At 73.0% G+C, this 18,808-nt stretch carries 21 protein-coding genes; 8 read left to right on the forward strand and 13 right to left on the reverse strand.

The window, feature by feature from the left end:
• Positions 1-315 precede the first annotated feature (315 nt).
• Positions 316-1,884 (forward strand): oleate hydratase, encoded by a 1,569-nt coding sequence (locus AC07A6_RS32075; protein ID WP_478779468.1) that lies wholly within the window; start codon positions 316-318, stop codon positions 1,882-1,884.
• Between the two features lie 168 nt (positions 1,885-2,052).
• Here AC07A6_RS32075 and AC07A6_RS32080 read toward each other — a convergent pair whose 3' ends face one another.
• From AC07A6_RS32080 to AC07A6_RS32090, 3 genes are all read right to left on the reverse strand, one after another.
• On the reverse strand, positions 2,053-2,664 hold the full coding sequence (locus AC07A6_RS32080) for a hypothetical protein (RefSeq protein WP_386273650.1): 612 nt from the start codon (positions 2,662-2,664) through the stop codon (positions 2,053-2,055).
• A gap of 145 nt (positions 2,665-2,809) precedes the next feature.
• Positions 2,810-3,400 (reverse strand): hypothetical protein, encoded by a 591-nt coding sequence (locus AC07A6_RS32085; RefSeq protein ID WP_478779469.1) that lies wholly within the window; start codon positions 3,398-3,400, stop codon positions 2,810-2,812.
• A 268-nt stretch (positions 3,401-3,668) separates the two neighbouring features.
• Complete coding sequence (locus AC07A6_RS32090) at positions 3,669-4,616, reverse strand: helix-turn-helix transcriptional regulator (RefSeq protein ID WP_478779470.1); 948 nt, start codon at positions 4,614-4,616, stop codon at positions 3,669-3,671.
• 97 nt (positions 4,617-4,713) lie between these two features.
• Here AC07A6_RS32090 and AC07A6_RS32095 point away from each other — a divergent pair, with 97 nt between their 5' ends.
• Positions 4,714-5,376, forward strand: coding sequence for a TIGR03086 family metal-binding protein (locus AC07A6_RS32095; protein WP_478779471.1), 663 nt, complete (start codon positions 4,714-4,716; stop codon positions 5,374-5,376).
• 33 nt (positions 5,377-5,409) lie between these two features.
• On the opposite strand, the gene AC07A6_RS32100 is transcribed toward AC07A6_RS32095, so the two are convergent.
• Positions 5,410-6,918: an alpha/beta hydrolase family protein gene (locus AC07A6_RS32100; protein ID WP_478779493.1), complete on the reverse strand. Its 1,509-nt coding sequence runs from the start codon at positions 6,916-6,918 to the stop codon at positions 5,410-5,412.
• Positions 6,919-7,182: 264 nt separating this feature from the next.
• Here AC07A6_RS32100 and AC07A6_RS32105 point away from each other — a divergent pair, with 264 nt between their 5' ends.
• The 4 genes from AC07A6_RS32105 to AC07A6_RS32120 all read left to right on the forward strand — a co-directional run bounded on the left by AC07A6_RS32105 (position 7,183) and on the right by AC07A6_RS32120 (position 10,137).
• The gene (locus AC07A6_RS32105; RefSeq protein ID WP_478779472.1) at positions 7,183-8,337 is read left to right on the forward strand and encodes a sensor histidine kinase; all 1,155 of its coding nucleotides are present in this window, start codon (positions 7,183-7,185) and stop codon (positions 8,335-8,337) included.
• Positions 8,334-9,002, forward strand: a complete 669-nt coding sequence (locus AC07A6_RS32110; RefSeq protein WP_478779473.1) for a response regulator — start codon at positions 8,334-8,336, stop codon at positions 9,000-9,002. Before AC07A6_RS32105 ends, AC07A6_RS32110 begins: the two co-directional genes overlap by 4 nt.
• Before the next feature lie 68 nt (positions 9,003-9,070).
• Positions 9,071-9,298, forward strand: coding sequence for a hypothetical protein (locus tag AC07A6_RS32115; protein WP_362466775.1), 228 nt, complete (start codon positions 9,071-9,073; stop codon positions 9,296-9,298).
• 71 nt (positions 9,299-9,369) lie between these two features.
• On the forward strand, positions 9,370-10,137 hold the full coding sequence (locus AC07A6_RS32120; protein WP_478779474.1) for a hypothetical protein: 768 nt from the start codon (positions 9,370-9,372) through the stop codon (positions 10,135-10,137).
• A 24-nt stretch (positions 10,138-10,161) separates the two neighbouring features.
• On the opposite strand, the gene AC07A6_RS32125 is transcribed toward AC07A6_RS32120, so the two are convergent.
• From AC07A6_RS32125 to AC07A6_RS32140, 4 genes are all read right to left on the reverse strand, one after another.
• Positions 10,162-10,881: a leucine-rich repeat domain-containing protein gene (locus tag AC07A6_RS32125; RefSeq protein WP_478779475.1), complete on the reverse strand. Its 720-nt coding sequence runs from the start codon at positions 10,879-10,881 to the stop codon at positions 10,162-10,164.
• A 94-nt stretch (positions 10,882-10,975) separates the two neighbouring features.
• The gene (locus AC07A6_RS32130; RefSeq protein WP_478779476.1) at positions 10,976-11,509 is read right to left on the reverse strand and encodes a CbrC family protein; all 534 of its coding nucleotides are present in this window, start codon (positions 11,507-11,509) and stop codon (positions 10,976-10,978) included.
• 176 nt (positions 11,510-11,685) lie between these two features.
• Positions 11,686-12,777 carry a polyprenyl synthetase family protein gene (locus AC07A6_RS32135; RefSeq protein ID WP_478779477.1) on the reverse strand — a complete coding sequence of 364 codons (1,092 nt, stop codon included), beginning with the start codon at positions 12,775-12,777 and terminating at the stop codon, positions 11,686-11,688.
• Between the two features lie 99 nt (positions 12,778-12,876).
• Positions 12,877-13,488: an SMI1/KNR4 family protein gene (locus tag AC07A6_RS32140; RefSeq protein ID WP_478779478.1), complete on the reverse strand. Its 612-nt coding sequence runs from the start codon at positions 13,486-13,488 to the stop codon at positions 12,877-12,879.
• A 236-nt stretch (positions 13,489-13,724) separates the two neighbouring features.
• Here AC07A6_RS32140 and AC07A6_RS32145 point away from each other — a divergent pair, with 236 nt between their 5' ends.
• Positions 13,725-14,180, forward strand: coding sequence for an SMI1/KNR4 family protein (locus AC07A6_RS32145; protein WP_478779479.1), 456 nt, complete (start codon positions 13,725-13,727; stop codon positions 14,178-14,180).
• A 13-nt stretch (positions 14,181-14,193) separates the two neighbouring features.
• Here the strand turns inward: AC07A6_RS32145 and AC07A6_RS32150 are convergent, their stop codons facing one another.
• The 4 genes from AC07A6_RS32150 to AC07A6_RS32165 all read right to left on the reverse strand — a co-directional run bounded on the left by AC07A6_RS32150 (position 14,194) and on the right by AC07A6_RS32165 (position 17,595).
• Positions 14,194-15,048, reverse strand: coding sequence for an alpha/beta hydrolase (locus AC07A6_RS32150; RefSeq protein ID WP_478779480.1), 855 nt, complete (start codon positions 15,046-15,048; stop codon positions 14,194-14,196).
• A 77-nt stretch (positions 15,049-15,125) separates the two neighbouring features.
• A complete protein-coding gene (locus AC07A6_RS32155) occupies positions 15,126-15,551 on the reverse strand; it encodes a hypothetical protein (protein WP_362471259.1) in 426 nt (141 codons plus the stop codon).
• A 30-nt stretch (positions 15,552-15,581) separates the two neighbouring features.
• A complete protein-coding gene (locus tag AC07A6_RS32160) occupies positions 15,582-16,670 on the reverse strand; it encodes a serine hydrolase domain-containing protein (RefSeq protein ID WP_362471256.1) in 1,089 nt (362 codons plus the stop codon).
• Positions 16,671-16,677: 7 nt separating this feature from the next.
• On the reverse strand, positions 16,678-17,595 hold the full coding sequence (locus AC07A6_RS32165; RefSeq protein ID WP_478779494.1) for an EamA family transporter: 918 nt from the start codon (positions 17,593-17,595) through the stop codon (positions 16,678-16,680).
• 52 nt (positions 17,596-17,647) lie between these two features.
• On the opposite strand from AC07A6_RS32165, the gene AC07A6_RS32170 reads away from it, so the two are divergent.
• Positions 17,648-18,172, forward strand: coding sequence for a MarR family winged helix-turn-helix transcriptional regulator (locus AC07A6_RS32170; RefSeq protein ID WP_478779481.1), 525 nt, complete (start codon positions 17,648-17,650; stop codon positions 18,170-18,172).
• Positions 18,173-18,176: 4 nt separating this feature from the next.
• On the opposite strand, the gene AC07A6_RS32175 is transcribed toward AC07A6_RS32170, so the two are convergent.
• Positions 18,177-18,740 carry a nitroreductase family protein gene (locus AC07A6_RS32175; protein ID WP_478779482.1) on the reverse strand — a complete coding sequence of 188 codons (564 nt, stop codon included), beginning with the start codon at positions 18,738-18,740 and terminating at the stop codon, positions 18,177-18,179.
• Between the last annotated feature and the right edge of the window lie 68 nt (positions 18,741-18,808).

The following is an 18,808-nucleotide window of genomic DNA, read 5'->3' on the forward strand; positions in this document are numbered from 1 at the left end:
TCCTCGACGCCTCGCCCCTCACGCCCGCGCATCCCGACCTGACGGACGCGAGCCACCACATCTCGGTCACGTCGGGCAGCGACGTGGCCGCCACGCTCAACGCGCTGTCCTCGGTTTCCTGCTCGCGGGGGGGGGCTCGGTCCCCGACCCTGCTCGCGTCGGGGTAGGGCGGGCGCTGGGCCGAATCGGGGACCTGGAAGGTGCCTCTGTGTCGCGGCGGGCGGGCCGGGGAACCCATGGAGGGCTCGTCCGCCCCGAGGCGGCCGCATTCCCGCGGACCCGGCGCGGCGGCGTGCGTCGGATGGAGGGACGGCAGTGGCCAAGGCCTATCTGGTCGGCAGCGGGATCGCGTCGCTCGCCGCGGCGGCGTTCCTGATCCGCGAAGGCGGGTTCTCGGGGAACGACATCGTGATCCTGGAGGAACAGGACCGCGAGGGCGGGAGCCTGGACGCGGCGGGATCCCCCGAGACCGGGTACACCATGCGCGGCGGCCGCATGTTCGAGATCCACTTCGACTGCACCTACGACCTGCTGTCTTCCGTTCCGTCGCTGGACGACCCGGACAGGTCGGTGACGGAAGACACGTTCGCATTCCACGAGGACTTCGCCTGGGACGATCACGCCCGCCTCGTCGGCGCCGACGGGAGCATCATCGACGCGCATGCGATGACGTTCTCCGAACGGGACCGCCTCGAACTCGTGAAGTGCGTGGCCACGCCTGAGAGGCTGCTGGACGGCAAGCGGATCTCGGACCTGTTCCACGAGGAGTTCTTCACCACCAATTTCTGGGCGATGTGGTGCACCACGTTCGCGTTCGAGCCCTGGCACAGTGCGATCGAGTTCCGCCGCTACCTCAACCGGTTCGTCCACCTGTTCAAGACCTTCGACACCATGTCGGGGATCTACCGCACCCGGTTCAACCAGTTCGACTCGATCGTGCGGCCCCTCCTGGCATGGCTGACCGGTCAGGGCGTCACCCTCCAGCTCGGGACCCGCGTGACCGACCTGCTCTTCGGCGGTGGCGACACCCTGACCGTCGAGGCCGTCGTCTGGGAGGGCGGCGGGAAGTCCGGCCGGACGGCCGTCGGCCCGGACGACCTGGTGATGGTGACCAACGGCTCCATGACCGCGAACTCCACCCTGGGTTCCACCGATGCCGTCCCCGCCCTGGACACCACCTCCTCCAGCGGTGCCTGGCAACTGTGGGAGACGCTCGCCGCCAAGCGCCCCGGACGGCTGGGCGACCCCAAGGTGTTCGACTCCCATGTCAAGGACTCCACCTGGGAGTCGTTCACCGTCACCACCAAAGACCCGCTCTTCTTCAAGCTGATGGAGGAGTTCAGCGGAAGCGAGGCGGGCAAGGGCGGCCTGATCACCTTCAAGGACTCCAGCTGGCTGCTGACCATCGTGCTCAACCACCAGCCGCATTTCCGGGACCAGCCCGAGGACACGTTCGTGTGGTGGGGGTACGCACTGTTCCCCGACCGGCAGGGCGACTTCGTGAGCAAGCCCATGGCCGAGTGCACCGGCCGGGAGATCCTCGACGAGGTCCTGCAGCATCTGCCGTTCACCGAACGGCAGCGGATCCTGGACGGCTCCCTCGTGATCCCCGCGAAGATGCCCTACATCACCAGCCAGTTCCTGGTCCGCAAGGCCGGCGACCGCCCCGAGGTCGTGCCCGCCGGCTCCACCAACCTGGCCTTCATCGGCCAGTACGCCGAGGTTCCCGACGACGTGGTCTTCACCGTCGAGTACTCCGTACGCACCGCCTGGACCGCCGTGGCCCGGTTGCTGGGGCTCGACAGGCAGCCCCCGCCCGTCTACAAGGGCCAGTACGAGCCGAAGGTCCTCATCGAGGCACTGCAGACCCTCCACCGACGCTGACCGAACCGGGGGGACCCGCAGGGACGAAAGGCACCCGCCGGATCATCGACCCCGTCGACGCCACCGCCTTCGCGGTCAGGGCAGGCTCAAGATCGAGTCCACCATCGGGTCTGCCGGATGCGAGTCCAGCGGTGCGGCATGTTCAACGGCGGGCCCGGGCGGCGCCGGTCAGTGCCGGCGGCTGAAGGCGCCGGCGCCGGAGTTGGCCGCCGCGGCGCGGCGGAGGACCCGCAGGGGGCCCTCGACGAGTTCGGCCGCGTCGAAGTCGGGGGCGTCCCCCATCACGGTCATCCAGTCGGTGATCCGGGCGAGGACCTCACTCCGCCGGGCGCCGGAGAGGTCGAGGGCCTGCTCGGCCCGCGGGAGGGCGGCCGCGACCTCGTCGGCGTCCAGGAGGAAGTCGCCGAACCATCCGGGGAGCAGCTCGGCTCCTCGTACGCCGAGGCCGTGGTAGAGGGCCGCGACCGGGGCGGCCTTCCGGGCGGTCGCGACGAAGAGACCCGCTTCCTCCCGCATCGCGCTGCTGCTCGCGTCCTGCATCGCCGTCACGGCATCGGACGCGGTGGTGGCGAGGTCCATGAAGTCCGCGAACCTGCGTGCGGCGGGCGTGGCGCCGGGCGGGCCGGAAGGCCCGTCGGCGTACTCGAAGAGGGGCTCCGCGCCGCCGCCCGACCACCAGGCGAGCGACTCCGTGTAGGCCTCCGGCTTGTCCCAGTCTCCCGGCCGGACGAGATGGAGGAAGCGCCCGGGGATGGCGCGGGCCTCTTCGTCGGGAAGCACGCCGACCACCCACACCCCTGTTGAACTCACTGCGCAGCACCCACTGGATTTGTCCTTGAAAGCCGGTTACAGGGAACAGTGTAGGTTTGCTCCGCTGTGTGGCGGTTCGCGGGGTCCTCCGACGCCGTCGAGGCGTTTCCGGCTCTCAGCCGAAGACGTCGAGGAAGTCCAGCCGAGAGCCGGTGTCGTCGGCACTGCGGCGGGGTGGCATCGGGAGCGGATCCGGGTACGTGGCCACCGCGGCCCTCGCGCGGACTACGTCCGGTCCACCGCACGCCACGACGGCGAAGGCACCGAAGGCTTCGGCGAAGGCGGCCGGGTCACGGAACTCCACGCCGAACGCCCGCCCGTCGAGCAGCGGCACCCACACCACCCGGTCGCGCCGGGCCCATTCCGCCACCGGCCGGCCGTCCGCGGTCGACCGCCCCTCCAGCCACAGCCGCGCCACGTGCAGCAGGTTCACCTGCTCCATCGGCAGTCGCTTGCGCCGCACCCGTAGTTCGCCCGCCGTCAGGGTGACCAGCTGGTCCTTCCTCGGATACCAGACGACCCCGATCCCGAACGGCACCCACAGCAGGATGCCGATCATCGGCCAGACCAGGGCGTCGCCCCACGACCGGAGCAGTCCGCCGTCCAGCAGGTACGGGACGCCGAAGGCCAGGGCCCACTTCGCCGTCATCCGCCAGAACCCGCTGCCCTGCCTGTAGAGCACCCGCCGCTTCTCCGTCACCGCCATGCCCGAACGGTATCCGCCCGGACAGGCTACGACGGGCCCCGGCTCCCGTGGCGGAACGGCCGGGGCGGGGGCCGGCCTTGCGGTTACGCCGTCGCCTCGCGGCCGTCGCGGACCGTGAACTCGCCGGTTCCTTGATCGCTCGTACGGGGAGCACCCCGGGGCCCAGCCTCGAAGACAGCGCGCCTCGCCGGGGCGCCCCGCCCGCACACCGGCCCGCCGTCGCCGCCGCGGCGATCCCGGCCGGCCCGCCGGCGGGCCGGACGCGCGGTCAGTCCGCCGCGTACATCCCCGTGAGTTCGGCGCCGATGCGGGACAGCCGCTGCCGTACCTCCGGCGGCTCCAGCACCTCGACCCGCGCGCCCAGCCCGGCCAGATGCCCTGCCAGGGCCTTCGCGGCCGGGCCGTCGACCCACACCTCGGTCCAGCCGTCCGGCAGTGGACCGCCGACGCGCACGCGGCCGCCGAGGAACCCCTGCAGCAGGGCCAGTGCGTCGGGGCGGACGCGGGCCCGGGCGGTCACCGCGTGCATGCCCTCCTGGAAGGCCCCGGACAACGCCCGCCACGCCGTGGCGAGGTCGAAGTCGGGCGGCCGTACGACCGGTTCGCCGGTCGGCTCGACGGAGGTGACCCGGCTGAGCCGGAAGGTGCGCAGGCCCTTGTCCGTACCGGCGACGAGGTAGTCCACCCCCGCCTTGGCCACGAGCCCGAGGGGGTCGACCGTACGCTCGCCGGCCGGCTTGCCGACACCGGCGTACCCCAGGCGGACCCGGATCCCGTCCACGACGGCGGCCTGGAGCGCGGAGCGGTGGGCGGCGTCGGCGGTGACGGCGTTGCGGTGCCAGTCCGCGGCATCGACGACCCCCGCGCGGGTCGCGGCCCGGGCCTGCTCCCGCAGGGGCGGCGGCAGGGCCCGGACCAGCTTGCGCAGGGTGGTGCGCAGCTCGGGGGTGGCGGACAGGGGGCCGGTGACGAGGAACAGCGCCCGGATCTCCTCGGCGGTCAGCCCGGTGAGGTTCGTACGCGCCCCGCCGACGAGGGACCAGCCTCCGCCGCGGCCGCGCTGCGAGTAGACGGGGATGCCGGACGCGGCCAGGGCCTCCAGGTCCCGGCGCGCGGTGCGCTCGGACACCTCCAGTTCGGCGGCCACTTCGGGGACGGTGACGCGGCCGCGCTCCTGGAGGAAGAGCAGGGTCGCCACCAGCCGGTCGGCTCTCACGTACTCGTTCCTCCTGCGCGGGCGTCCTCGTCGGCGCCTTCCATTCTCCTCGGAAAACCGGCCAGAAGGTGGCCACTTTCGCTTCCAGGATGAGCGCATGAACATCAACGAGACCGAGCAGCTCATCAAGACCCCGTCCGACTCCGCCGCCACCGGTACCGCCACCGGTACCGCCGCCGGCTCCTCCTCCGCCTTCGATCCGCGGGCCGACCTCGCCGCTGCCGTCGAGCTGGCGGGCCGTACGCTGGCCGCCGTCCGGCCCGAGCAGTACGACGCCCCGACCCCTTGCGAGGAGTTCGACGTACGGCGGCTGTCGAGCCACCTCGTCGCCGTCGTCCGCCGGATCTCGGTGATCGGGCGCGGCGAGGACCCGTTCAGCGTCCCGTCCTTCGCCGACGAGGTCGCCGACGGCGGGTGGGCGGCGGCCTGGGAGCCGGGGGCCCGCGAGGTCGCGGAGGTCTGGGCGGATCCGGGCGTCCTCGGCCGGCAGCTGCGCCTGCCGATGGGGGTCCTGCCGGGCGCGGCCGCCGCAGCCGTCTACACCCACGAACTCACGGTGCACACCTGGGACCTGGCGAGGGCGACGGGGCAGGACCCGGACTGGGACCCGGCCCTCATCGAGCGGGTGATCGGCGTCGTCCGTCGCGCGCTGCCGGCCGAACACCGCGGGGGGCGGGTCCCCTTCGCCGAGGTGGTGGCCGTGGACCCCGGAGCCCGGGCCATCGACCGTCTGGTGGCCTGGGCCGGACGCCGGCCCTGAGCGCCCGGGCCGGACACGGGCGTGCGGCGCCGGTCAGGGGGTCGGCGCCGCGGTTCCCCGAGCCCCCGATGACGAGACCGAGCCGTAGGCCCGGAGGGTGTCGGCCGGGTCGCCGGGGCGGCCTCGCAGGGTGGCGTCCAGGAAGGCGAGGGTGGCCGCGGCGACGACGCGCGGGCTCCCGGTGCGGCCCAGGGTGCCGACGATCGAGGGCACCGGCGGCAGGTAGAGCGGCCCGTCCGTGAAGGTGAGGTGCCCGGCGCCGGGGACGGTGAGCCGGTAGCTCCTCGCGGTGCTGTGCTCAAGGGCCTCGGTGAGCCGGGGCAGGTAGCGCGGGTCGGTGCCGGCGGTGATCTCCTGGGTGAGCGCGAGCGCCGGCTGCGCCAGGGCCGGCTCCGTGGGGCCGTGGGGGTAGCCGTCCAGGTCGACGACGGCGTCGAACCGGCGGTCCTGCCGGGCCGCCTGCAGGGCGGCGGCTCCGCCCAGCGAGTGGCCCGCCACCGCGGCACGGCCGGTGTCCAGGCGTCCGGTCAGCGGGTCGGCGGTCTCACCGCGGTCCAGTCGCTCCAGGCGGGTGAGGACGAAGCCGAGGTCGGCGGCCCGGACGGCGGTCCAGCCGGCTGCCAGTTCCTCGTCCCTGTCGCGGTCCCCGGAGGAGGTGGTGGTGGCGCGGATCGTGCGACCGCCGGCGAGGACCACGACGCCGGAGTCGTACGGGTGGTCGAGGGCGGCGATCAGGTAGCCGTGGCTGGCCAGCTCCTCCGCCCAGGCGGTGTTCTGGGACCGCACCCCATTCGACCCCGGGGAGAAGAGGACGACCGGGAACCGCTCTCCCCCGCCCGCCACCGGGGCGTCGACGACCGCGCGGCTGCGGGCCCTCGGGGCGCCGTCGACGAGGAAGCCGGGCAGGCCGGCCCCGCCGGCGAGGCCCTCGGAGACGGTCCGCGCCTCGTCCTGCGTCCGTCCCAGGTACTGGGCCCGGGGGGCGTCCGCCGGGCTCTGTTGCGCCGGGTACCAGAGCTGGACCACGACGGTGCGCCGGTCGTCAGGATCGGCGGTGAAGCCCTCGGGGCGGAGCGGGTCGGTCCACTCCACCACCCGGGTGCCGACGGCGAAGTCGCCCGTCGGCTCGGGGAAGACGGGCACGGGGAAGGCCCAGGCGGCCGCCGGGCCGGTGGCGATCAGGCCCGCGCAGGCCAGCGATCCCGGCAGGGCCAGCCACCAGCGGGCGCGCCGCGCCGGCCGGCCGGTACGGCGCCGCAGCAGCGGCGGGAGGGCGAACGCCGAGGCGACGGCGGCGCCCGCCAGGACCGGCAGCATCTGCCAGCGGATCCCCACGACGCCCAGCACGATCGCCGACGGTACGAGGACCACCCCGGCCGCGACGGTGCCGGGCCGGCGGGCGGCCGGAGGGAGCCAGCGCGCCACCAGCAGCGCGACGGCGCCCAGCAGGACGAGGACTTCCGGAAGGGACAGGGGCACGGACGGCCCCGGGATGGTTTCGGTCACCCGGCCATGCTCGGCGCCGGGCCCGCGCCGCCGCATCGGCCCCGGGGCGCCGCCCACTGCGACCGGGGTGGCAACGGGAACGGGCGGCGGTGCGACCGGGGTGGCAACCGGGCACCCGGGACCGGCGGCCGGACTGCGACCGCGGTAGGGGGCGAAGCTCATCCTCCGGTCGTACCCCTGCCTGCCGCGCTCCGACGCCGGGCTCATGTGCGGCGCGGACCCGCGGCCTAGGCTGCGGGTGTACGCGGCGGCGGCCCCGGGCGGGCCGCCGCGACGGCCGATCGGCGGAGAGGTGTGACGGTGCGCCACCGGGACCGGGTACCGCCCCTGGTGTGGGATTCGGTGCTGACGGCGCTGCTCCTGCTGAACGTCGTTACCACCTACCCGGCCCGGGAGCTGCCGGTGGCGGCTGCGCTCACCGCCGCCCTGGCGCTGCCGCTGGTGTGGCGCCGCCGGGCCCCGCTCGCGGTGTTCGCCGCCGTGGTGGCCGCGGCCTTCGTCCAGTGGCTGGTGGACGTCCAACTGCCCGCGGACGTCGCCCTGCTGGTGGCCCTGTACACGGCGGCCGCGCACACGGGCCGGCGCGGCACGCTGCTCGCCGCCGCCGTCGTGGAGGGCGGGGCCGTGCTGGCCTGCCTGCGCTGGGCGTCGAACGGCGCGTTCCTGACCCCGTTCGTCGCGCTTTCCGCGACGGTGGTCGCCGCCGCCGTCCTCGGGGTGAACGTACGCACCGGCCGGGCCTACCTCGCCGCCGTGCAGGAGCGGGCCGAACGGCTGGCGCTGCACCAGGAGCAGCAGGCGCTGCTGGCCGTCGCGGAGGAGCGGGCCCGGATCACCCGCGAGATGCACGACATCGTCACCCACAACCTGTCCGTCATGGTGGCTCTGACCGACGCCGCCGTCTACGCGCAGCACAGGTCCCCGGACCGGGCCACCGCCGCGATGCTGCAGATCTCCGAGACGGGCCGGCAGGCCCTCACCGACATGCGGCGTTCGCTGGGCGTCCTACGGGCCGACGAGCCGGACGCCGAGCGGCACCCGCTGCCCGGCATCGCCCAACTGGCGGCGCTCGCCGCCCAGATGGCCGGCGCCGGGCTGCCGACCGGCCTGGAGGTCCGGGGCGGCCACGCCCATGTGCCGGCCACCGCACAACTCACCGTCTACCGCCTGGTGCAGGAAGCGTTGACCAACACCCTCAAGCACACTCCCGCCGGCACCCGCGCGACGGTCCTGGTCGAGTGCTCGGCCGGGAGCGTCGGCGTGGAGGTCACGGACAGCGGCCCCCGGCCGGCGGCCCCTTCCGCCGCCGCACCGTCGTCCGGCCACGGCATCCCCGCCATGCGCGAGCGCGCGGCCGCCTACGGGGGGACACTGCGGGCCGGTCCGCTTCCGGGCGGCGGCTGGGGCGTGCGGACCCGGCTACTGCTGGGCAGCGGCGGGGCGGGCGCCGCATGACGATCCGCATCGTGATCGCCGACGACGAGGCGCTGCTCCGGATGGCCTTCGGCACGGTCCTCGAGGCGCAGCCCGACATGGCGCCGGTCGGCGAGGCCGCGGACGGCGCCCAGGCCGTCCGCCTCGCCCGGGAGCTGCGGCCCGACGTGGTCCTGATGGACGTCCGGATGCCGGGGACGGACGGGATCGAGGCGACCCGGCAGGTCGTCGAGGTCTCGCCGGAGAGCAGGGTGCTGATCCTGACCACCTTCGACCTGGACGCCTACGCCTTCGCGGCACTCGGCGCCGGGGCCTCGGGCTTCCTGCTGAAGAACACCCGGCCCGAGGAGCTGCTCACCGCGATCCGCAACGTCGCGGCGGGCGACGCGGTGCTCTCCCCGCGGATCACCCGGCGCCTGCTGGAGGACTTCCGTCCGCACCTGGCCGACGGGGGCACCGCCGCCGCCGTCCGCGACGAGCGGCTGGAGCGGCTCAGCGCCCGGGAGCGAGAGGTGCTCGTCGAGGTCGGCCGCGGCCTGTCCAACGCCGAGATCGCGGCCGCCCTGTACCTCGCGGAGGCGACCGTGAAGTCCCATCTGGGGCGGATCCTGCTCAAGCTGGAACTCCGGGACCGGATCCAGGCCGTGGTCTTCGCCCACGAGAACGGCCTGATCCCGCCGGCCTGACGCCGGAGCAGGCGATGCCGGCCGACTTTTGCGGGGTGACCGGCGGCCGGGCGCTGCGTTTTCCCGGTATGGATGACGACTTCCTGGACGTGCTCCTCGACGCCACGACCGACACCCGTATCAAGGTGGTGACCGCGGACGAGGCTCGCGCGATCATGGTCCTGCTCGGCGCCCTTGAAGACACGGCCCGTTCCCAGGGCACCCGCGAGGCCGCCCGGGAGATGCGGTTCCGGCTCGGTTCCCGGCTCGGCTCCCCCGCGGATTCGCCTCGCGCACCGGCTCCCGCAAAGGCCTGACAGGCCTCGCAGGACGCCCTGGCGGGGCGGCCGAGGCCGACCGACCCGCGCGGCAGTAGGCTGCGCCGGCCATGGACATGCACACTCCCGACCGGAACGGCCTGCCCGACGAGCCGCCGATCCGGCGGGTCTTCCGGGACGTCGTCGCCGACCGTCTGACAGGCCCGCGGCCGCCGCAGGCCGCGATGCTGTTCCAGTCCTCGGTCGACTCGCTCTGGACGAATGACTCGTTCTTCCTCGGGGACTTCTACAACGAGATCCTCCACCAGGACACCTGCCGGCCGGGCACCGCCGACGGCGTCCCCCTGCCGGCGGCCCTGGCCGTCGATGACCGGGTGCCACCGCAGCAGCGTTTCGAAGCGATCGTCCTGCTGTTCAGGACCGCCACTGTCGCGGACCGCAGACTGGCCGACTGCTGGCCCGACTCGCCGCGGCACGCGGATCCGGAGAGCGAGGACGGAGCCCGCGAAGCGGTCCGTGCTTGCACACCGGACCTGCTCGCCCGGTGGCCGGCCGAGTGTCCGGCAGTCCGGCTGGCACTGGCCGGCCTCGCCGTGGTGTTCCCCACTGCCCGCACTCTGCCCGCCTTGACCCCACGGCTTCGGTGCTTCGTCGAGCAGCACCCGCAGGGGACCGACATCGGCGACTACGTGCGTTTCGTCCTGGTACTGGCCGCCGCGAACGAAGACCAGACCCGCGCGAGCGTCGAGTCGCTCACCGACGCCTACTGGCAAGGCACCTCCCGCGGAGCACCGGCACCCGCCCGAGCTCTCCACCTGCTCAGCCAGATGCTGGACCGGATCGAAACGGCCCTCACACGATCACGCCCTGGGGGATGAGGAATTGCGCGCGCGTCCACGCGGTCAGGTCAGGACGACGCATCCCCGTCGCTCCAGCTCGCTGATGAGCGGGAGAGCGGGATCGACCTCGTTCCAACGCAGATCCAGCTTTTCCAGTGATGGCATCAGGGTGAGCCAGTCGGGCAGTCGGCCGAGGTGATTGCTCCTCAGGTCGATCTGGCGCAGTCGCGGGAGGCCAGCGAGAGGTTCCGGTACCTCGGTCAGGGAGTTCTCTCGTAGGTCCAGGTGTCGCAGTTCGTGCAGGTTGGCTGTTGAGGTGGGCAAGTGCTCGATCGTGTTTCCCCGGAGCCACAGCTCACGCAGGTCGTGGAGTTGGCCGATGGAGTCGGGCAGAGTGGTGAGCCGGTTGTGCTGGGCTCGGAACTCGACGAGGCCTCTCATACGGCCGATGGCCTCCGGCAGGGTGGTGAGGGGGTTCTCGCCGACGTTGAGGTAGCGCAGCCGGGTGAGGTTTCCCAGAGAGTCGGGGAGCCGGGAGATCTGGTTGTCGTGGAGGTAGAGGCAGTCGCTGAGCCCGGTCAGCTCGCCGAGCTCTTCGAGCACGGTCGTCAGCGCGTTGTGGCCCAGGTCCAGGGTTCTCAGCCGGTGGAGCTGCCCGATGTCCGGCGGGAGGGACGTGAGTCCGTTGTCGGCGAGGATCAGGACATCGAGCTCGGTCTGTCGCCAGACCGACTCGGGCACCTCTCCGAGCTCTTGACGCCACAAGTTCAGTACGTGCCTCACGGCCACCTCCCCTTGATGAGCGGGCTGGGCTCCGACTCTCGTCCGGGGCCCTCCTCGGTGGCGACCGTCAGCCGCCACGCGTGTGCGTTCGTGGTCATGGAGCGTCGGCGTAGGCGAGGTGGGTGCCGCAGACGGTGCAGCGGAAGAGCATGGCGCTCGCCTCCTGGCCGAGCTGGGTCAGGAAGATTTCGAGGTGGGACTCGTCGTGCCGGCCGTCCATCCGGAGCTCTAGTCGCAGCTGGTCGAGTGCTTCGGGGTGGGCTGCCAGTTCGGTGTATCCGACCTCCCCGATGAAGGCGGCAGCGTCGTCGCAGTGGACCAGCCAGTGCGGGTCCTGCCAGGCCTGGAAGCCGGGGGTGCGGCGGGTGACCTGCTCCATGACCTCCCGGCTGACGCCGTCGAGTCCGTATGCGTCGCTGAATTCGCCTTCGAATCGTTCAGCGGCACTGCCGTCGGCGATGCACCAGGGGCAGAACGTCCCGCTGACGTTCCGGGCCGTGTAGAAGGCGGCGGTGTAGATCCATCCCGTATTGCGGTTGCAGCAGGCGCAGGTCTCGGCGCTCTTCCGGACGGACCCTGTGGCGACGGGGTCCGGGTGGTAGCGGAAGCCGGGCAGGTCGGTGGTCACCGGTGGGTCCGCCGGGGCATGGGGAGGTCCGGTTCTTCCGCACTGGTGGTCTGCTGCGGGCCGACGGGCATGCCTGTGGAGCTCATGGGCCGCAGTCTGTCCGCAAGCAGGCCAGTGATCAAGCGGTCGGGTTGTGGTCCGGCTGGTCGGGCGTGGGGTGCAGGCGCTCGTGGGCGTCACCGGTCGCGGGTGACGCTCCAGGTCGGCATGTGCTCGAAGAAGGCCACGGCCTCCGGCCGCCAGCGTTCCCGCCACGTCGCGGCCTCGGCCGCTGCCCGGCGGGCGTGGTCGTCGGCCTCGGCCCGGAGCTGCCGGTCCACCCCGTGCGCTCGCGCGATGCGGCGTATTCGGTCGAGGGCTTCGTCGTCGCAGCCCGGATCTCCCGAGGCCTCGTCCAGCAGCTTGCGCTCGGCCTCGTCGCAGACGGCCGTGAGGGCGCGGAGGGCGTAACTGCGGCGGCCGGAGCGGATGTCGGAGCCGACCGGTTTGCCGAGGGCTGCCGGATCGCCGAACAGATCGAGCCAGTCGTCGTGGATCTGGTTGGCGATCCCCAAGGCGGTCGCGTAGCGCCGCAGTTCGGCGTCGTACGGGGCGTGGTCGGTGCCGGCGGCGAGCAGGCCCAGACGCAGCGGGGCGAGGACGGAGTAGCGGGTGGACTTGAATTCGGTGACCGCGTGCAGGAACTCGATGTCGGGAGCGGGGTGGAAGTCGCGCTCCAGATCGATCATCTGCCCGGTCATCGTGGCGGCTCCCGTGTCGGCGTGGACGGCGGCCATCGCCAGGGCGCGGTCGGCGGGCATACCGCTGGTGAGCAGGACGCGGGTGGAGAGGAACGCCGCGAGGTCACCGGCGAGGAGTGCCAGAGCGAGGGCGGTGTCGGGCCGGCCGGGGAACTCCTGGCGGTAGGCGTAGTAGGTGGAGGGGCCGCCGCGGCGTACGGGTGCGTCGTCGATGATGTCGTCGTGGATCAGGCCGTGGGTCTGCAGCAGCTCGATGCTGATGGCCGCTTCGTCCAGCCCTGGTACGTCCCCGTCGGCCACCAGCGCGGCGGCCTCGTGCAGGAGGACCACACGGAGCCGTTTGCCGCCGCGCAGTGACATGTCACGCACCAGGTCGAGCGCTCGGGCGGGAAAGGCACCGTGCGGCGGGGTCTCGAACATGCCGCCCGCGGGGTCGGTCAGGGAATCGAAGTAGGCGGCGAAGCGGGCTTCGAATCGGTTCTGGTGGCGGGACGCGCGCTGCAGTGCGGCGGAGAGGGCTTCATTCACCGGCCCAGGTTTGCACGTCGGCGTGGGTGAGGTTCTACCGGCCCGCGGGGCAGGGACCGGAGCCGGTGGCGCGTGTGGCGGCCGTCGCGGCGGGCGGGGTCACATGCCGCGGTCCGGCCCGCTCCACGGCTCCGGCCGTTCGCCGGCGGTCATCGGAAGCCGGCGCAGTTGTACCGGGCCGGGGTAGAAGGCGGAGGTGCCGGGGCCGGCCATGTCTTCGCCGATGAGGTAGCGGTACAGCCATTCGGCGAAGCTCATGTCGTACCGTGCCCAGCCGCCTTCGCCGTCTTCGGTCAGGAGCCAAGGGGCCGTGTCCTCCTCGGCGACGCGGAAGATCGTTTCGCCCCGGTCGGTCCTGGCGATCGGCCATGCTCCGTTGCGGGTGCCGAAGGTCAGCTCCGTGAGTCCGGACAGCAGGCGAGGGTCCTCGTCCGGGTCGAGGTCGAAGTCGAGGTCGTCCCAGGACACCTCGGACCAGGCGCGGACCGTGTCCCGTATGTCCTGGCCCAGGTTCCAGCGTTCGGTCGCGGGGTGGTGCAGGTACAGGTGGCCGTTGAGCTGGACGGGAGCGTACGCGTCCACCAGCGCCTGGTAGTCGGACGGCAGCCGGATACCGAGTTCGGCGTGGAGCCGGTCCCAGGCGGCGGGGTCCGCATGGCGGTTCCCGGCCGGGCCGAGCATCGCCATGACGGCGGCCAGGTAGTCGTTCACGGCGTGCTGTTCCTCGCTGGTGTGTGTCGTTGCTTCGCGGCAGGATCATGCCAGGTCAGAGGTCTCGCCGGCCAGGCTGTCAGGCTGTCTGGCCGAGGTGGCGGGCTGTCCCGCGTTGTTCCGGGGCGAGTAAGTGGCCGACTCGGCCGGGGCCGTACTGTTCGGCTGGTGATCAGTGGCGCCTCCGGCCGATCCGCGGGGCCCCGTCGACGGCGACGGGGTCCGCGGATCGGCCGGTGGCCGGGCTCGAGGAGGTCGATCCCACCGTGTGGACCGAAGCCGTGACGGCCCTGCCCGGGGCGGCGCTCTTTCAGCCCCCGGCGTCGGAGCAGTCCCTGGCTCGCTGCGCCACGGTCCTCGGCCGTCCACTGCCGGCGGACCTCGCGGCCCTCCTCCGGGAGAGCGACGGCATCCAGGGCGAATACGGCGACGGGCTCATCTGGTCCGCCGAGCGCATCGCCTCCGAGAACCGGAGCCTTCGCGAGGATGCCGGGCTCGCCCGTCTGTACATGCCGTTCGATCCGCTGCTCTTCTTCGCGGACGCGGGGAACGGGGACCTGTTCGCGCTCCTGGCCGGGATCGACCGGCCCGACGTCTTCGTCTGGAATCACGAGGACGACAGCCGGACCTGGGTGGCGCCCGGCCTCGCCGAGTACCTCGAATGGTGGTTGACGGGGCGGATCGAGCTGTAGCTGCGGCTCCTGGCTATTGCGCCAGTGCGGCGAGTTCGCCCAGGACCCGGGCCGCGGCCGCCGGGGCCACCAGCCATTTCAGGTGGCTGCCTTCGAGGGTCCGGACGTCGTACGGGTTGTCCGGTGTCAGTGCGTTGCCCTCGCGGATCAGCCGGTCCTGCATGGCGGGCGGCAGGCTCGTGTCGCCGGCCAGGCGGACGTACGTCTTCGGTATGCGGCCCCAGGTGTCGGCCTGCGCCCGGTCGGCGGAGGTGCCGACGTCCAGGTTCTCGTCGGGCTGGAAGGTGTTCAGGAAGGTCAGGAACTCCTCGTCGGTGCCGTCGGCGAGGAAGGCCGCCTTGAAGGCGGCGAGGGCGTCCGGGTCCGCGGTGCGGAAGTTGACGCGCAGCAGACCCAGTTCGGCGGGGTTCCCGGCCAGTGCCAGGGCCAGGGAGGCGGCGTCGACCGAGGCCATCTCGGGCTCGGCGTAGTAGTCGTTGACGTCGAGGTCGACGGGGCACCAGGACGAGACGTACACGATGCGGTCGATGAGGTCCGGCCGCGCATTGGCCGCCGCGGTGGCCGTGATGCCGCCGCGGCTGTGGGCCACCAGGATGACCGGGCCGTTCCGCTTGGCCCGTTCGAGGATCCCGATGAGGTGCGCGGCGTTGTCCGCGAGGGTGACGCCCTTGATCACGCCGGGTGTGGTGCCGAGGCCTTCGGAGTCCTGGGGCGTCTGGTAGGCGCGTGTGAAGGTGGCCTCGAAGCCGTGGCCGGGCAGGTCGACGGCGACCGACCGGTGTCCGAGGAGGCCGAGCTCGGCTTGGAGCGGTGCGAAGGAGAAGGAGTTCGAGAAGGCTCCGTGAACCAGTACGAACGTCGGTTGCATGTGTCTGCTCACTTTCTGGTACGTCCTGCCCCATGATCATCGGAGTTGGGCTGTAAATGATCAAGGATCCGTGCCGGTCATGTGCGGTGCCGGCGGTGGCGGGCGTGCCAGCGGGTCAGCAGTACGCGGGGGTCGCGGGGCGGCGGCGGGGGTTCCGGGGGCCACGCCTCGTCGCCGGTGAGCGGGACCAGTGGCATGAGGTACAGGCTGTGCCCGGTTTCCAGGGTGCACAGGGGCTCGTCGCCGGGGATGTCCGGGCGGCCGAGCCGGACCGTGAACGGGTGCACGGCGCCCTCGCCGTCGGCGGTCTCACCGCGCAGCGAGGTCGTCGCCGTGCGGTGCGTCCGCGCCGCCGCCACCACCTTGCCGTCCACCAGCACCTCGGCACGGCCGCGCCGGGCACTCCACACCACGGTGATCGAGTGCCCGTCCTGGTCCAGGTGGAAGCGGTGCCGTTGCCGTTGCCGGTGCCGGTGCCGGTGCCGGCGAGCGTGAAGCGCCACGGCGGCCTCCTGGGGGAGCGAGGGGGACGGTCAGGCCCGGGCCCGCCCTGCGGGGCCGGCTGGTGCGCGAACCGCGTCCGCGAGGCGGGTGGCCGTCGTATCGGCGGGGTGGACGAGGCGGGTCCGGGTCAGGGCGAAGGACAGGCCGCGCCGGGGGTCGGCGAAGGCGATGGAGCCGCCGCTGCCGTGGTGGCCGAAGGCGGTGGGCTCCCCGCCCGTCGGGGGCAGGCCGAGGAAGTAGCCGAGCCCCTTGGCGTGGCGGCGCAGCAGCGTCAGGTCCGGGCCGTCCACCGCGGCCGCCGCGACCTGTGCGACCCGGGCCGGCGGGAGCAGCCGTACGCCGTCCACCTCGCCCAGGAGCGCCGCGTACATCCGGGCGGCGGCGCGGGCGGTGGTGGTGGCGCAGGCGGGCAGGTCGGCCATGAGGTACCCGGGCCGGTTGGCGAGGGTGGCCGTGGTCCACAGGCTCCGGTTGGGGGCGACGAGGCGGACGAACGGGGCCTGGGAGGGCAGCCCGGCCAGGTAGGCCTCCCAGCCGCCTTCCACCAGCGGTGCCACCCGGGCCAGCCGGCCTGCGGGCAGCCCGAAGTACAGCTCGTCGGCGATTCCGAGGGGCTCGGTGACGTACTCGCGCAGGGCCTGCCCCGGGGTGAGTCCGGTGGCCCGGCGGACGGTCTCCCCGAGGATCCAGCCGTAGGTCCAGCCGTGGTAGCCACTGGCCGTCCCCGGCTCCCACAGCGGGCGCAGCCCTGCGACGACACCGCACATGTGCTCCCAGTCGCACAGTTCGGCGGCCGTGAGGGCGCGGGGCAGCTGGGGGATTCCGGCGGTGTGCGTGAGGGCGTGCCGGACGGTGATGCCCGTCTTGCCGTGGGCCCCGAAGGCGGGCCAGTAGCGGGCGACGGGGGCGTCGTAATCGATCAGCCCGCGCTCGGCGAGGACGTGGACGAGGGTCGCCGTGCACCCCTTGCCCACCGAGAAGGCGTGGACGAGCGTGTCCGGTCCGGGCACTCCGGCACAGGCCTGCGCGAGCGGCCGCCCGTCCCGGTACGCGGCCACCTGGAGCCCGGCCTCCCGCCCGGAGGCGACCAGTTCGTCGACCGTCTCCTGCAGATCCATGCGTTCCTCATTCGCCGCCCGAGCCAATGGACACGCTACCGCCCGCCGTGGTTTTCGGCCGGGCGAGAGGCCGCCCGGCCGCGCGCCCGGCCGCGCGCCCGGGCCGGCCGAGGACGACGCCGGTCAGGACCAATCCCAGTCCGCACAGTTGCCGGCCGGTCAGCACCTCTCCGGCGACCGCCGTGCCGAGCAGTACGCCGGTCACGGGGTTGAGCAGTCCGATCAGCGCGACCGTGCCCGCGGGCAGGTGCTTCAGCCCGGCGAACCAGGCCGCGAAGGCCAGAGCCGTGGCGATGAGGGCGACGTAGCCGAACGCGAGGAGCGTCGGCGCGGAGAGCGCGGGCGGAGGGCCTTCCACCGCGGCCGCGGCCGGGAGGAGGAACAGTCCCCCGGCGGTGAGCTGCCAGGCGGTCGAGGCGAGCACATCGGCGCCGGCACCCCACCGTTTGGCCAGGACGTGGCCGAGGGAGGACACGAGCACGGCGGCGGCCGAGGCGAGGACCCCCGGTACGCTCACGTCTTCCACGCCGGTCAGCAGCATGAGGCAGACCCCGCCGAGTCCGGTCACGGCGCCGGCCAGGTGGGCGGTCCGGGGCCGCTCGGACACCAGGGGCCAGGCGATGAGCATCATCGTCAGCGGGGACACGGCCATGACGGTCGCGGCGACGCTCGTCGGCAGCAGCTGGGAGGCGGCGTAGACGAGGACGAAGAACACGCTCATGTTGAGCAGCCCGAGCACCGCCGACCGCCACCACCACGCGCCGCGCGGCCGCTGCCTGCACAGGGCCAGCAGGACGAGGCCGGCCGGCAGGGCCCGCAGGGCGGCCCCCGAGAGCGGGCGGTCGGCGGGCAGGAACTCGTGCGTGACGAAGTAGTTGGTCCCCCAGGCCACCGGCGCGATCGCCGTCAGTGCCACCCAGCGCATATTGGCTTCCATGGAAACCAATATATCTTCCCGGGAAGCTATACTGGCGGGCATGGAACACGGTGAACCCCTGGACCGCGTGGCCCGCATCCAGGCCGACTGGCGCCGCGAGCGGCCCGACCTCGACGTCGGCCCGCAGGCCGTGATCGGCCGGCTGCACCGCCTGGCCGGCCGGCTCACGGAGGAACTCTCCCTCGTCTACGGCCGCTACGGCCTCGGCGAGGGCGAGTTCGACGTCCTGTGCGCCCTGCGCCGCGCCGGGGAGCCGTACGAGCGGGCACCGGGCGAGCTCGCCGCGCACACCATGGTCACCACCGGCGCGATGACGAAGAGGATCGACCGCCTGGAGCGGGCCGGACTCGTCACCCGCCGCCGCGCCGACGACGACCAGCGCGGCCGGATCGTCGCCCTGACCGGGCCCGGACGCGAACTGATCGACCAGGCGTTCGCCGACCACATGCGCAACGAACGCCACCTGCTGGATCTGCTGACGCCCGCCGAGGCCGCGTCCCTCGAAACACTGCTCACCAGCTGGCTCTCGCGCATGGACCATCCGCGGGCCCCCGGCGGCGCGTAGCCGACTACGCCGTCGGGCCCGCCCAGGGCGCGGCGCGCAGGTCGGCCGTGCTGCGGCGTTCGCGGACCGCGGGGGGTTCGTCGGCCGCCCTGCCGACCGCCACCATCGACACGATCGCCCACCCGGGTCGAGGGCGCAGCTCCTTGGTCAGGGCTTCCATGTCGAAGGCCCGGAACTGGTGGGTGGCCAGTCCCATCGCCTGGGCCTGGATGCTCAGGTGGGCCACCGCCTGACCGAGGTCGTAGTCGGCGAACTCGGAGTAGACGAGGTCGGTGTCGTCGACGTACCGGCGGGTCAGCGCGACCACGAGCAGCCCCGCGTCCTTCGCCCAGCGGGCGGAACTGGGTGCGAGGTGGGGCAGTATCCGTGCGTGGTCCGGCTCGCCGGGCCTGGCGGGGAGGAAGCCCCACGGCTGCGAGTTCCCGGCGGAGGGCGTCCATCTCGCGGCTTCGAGGAGCAGGTGGAGGGCGTGGTCGTCGACGGCGGCGGACGGGTCGAACCGGCGGGGGCTGAAGCGGCCGGCCAGCAGGGCATGGATGCGGGCGGTCCGTTGAAGGTCACGGGGCATGTGACGGCCAACCGCGGCTTCCGGTGATCCATTTCCATGGAACCGCCCCGGAGCCCACGGCTAGTGTG

The organism is Streptomyces sp. NPDC044002 (genome assembly GCF_056434525.1).